Raw genomic sequence first — 536 nt, 5'->3', positions numbered from 1 at the left:
TCTCGATGGTGGATTTGACCACGTTGGAGGGTGCGGACACGCCGGGGAAGGTGCGGGCGTTGTGCGCCAAGGCCGTCCGGCCTGATCCGGCGGATGCGACGGTGCCGAAGGTCGCGGCGGTGTGCGTGTATCCGGACATGGTGGACGTGGCGGTGGGGGCGCTGCGTGGCACCGGGGTCGGCGTCGCCAGCGTGGCGACGGCGTTCCCGTCCGGGCGGGCGCCGCTGGAGGCCAAGCTCGCCGACACCCGCGCGGCCGTGCAGGCCGGGGCGAGTGAGATCGACATGGTCATCGACCGTGGCGCGTTCCTGTCCGGCGACTACCTGAAGGTGTTCGAGGAGATCACCGCGGTCAAGCAGGCGTGCGGCGAGGCGCACCTGAAGGTGATCCTGGAGACCGGCGAACTGGTCACCTACGACAACGTGCGGCGTGCCTCGTGGTTGGCGATGCGGGCGGGCGCGGACTTCATCAAGACCTCGACCGGGAAGGTGTCTCCGGCGGCGACGTTGCCGGTGACGCTGGTGATGCTGGAGGCC

At 70.1% G+C, this 536-nt stretch carries 1 protein-coding gene; it reads left to right on the top strand.

The features are described from left to right. Nucleotides 1-536 (top strand): deoxyribose-phosphate aldolase (gene deoC, locus amrb99_RS49665; RefSeq protein WP_190869061.1); only part of this gene is annotated, 536 nt, incomplete at both ends.

Origin of the sequence: Actinomadura sp. RB99 (genome assembly GCF_014706005.1) — a bacterium.
In the GTDB taxonomy this organism is placed as follows: Bacteria; Actinomycetota; Actinomycetes; order Streptosporangiales; family Streptosporangiaceae; genus Spirillospora.
This window is presented reverse-complemented; position numbering and strand designations above follow the sequence as displayed.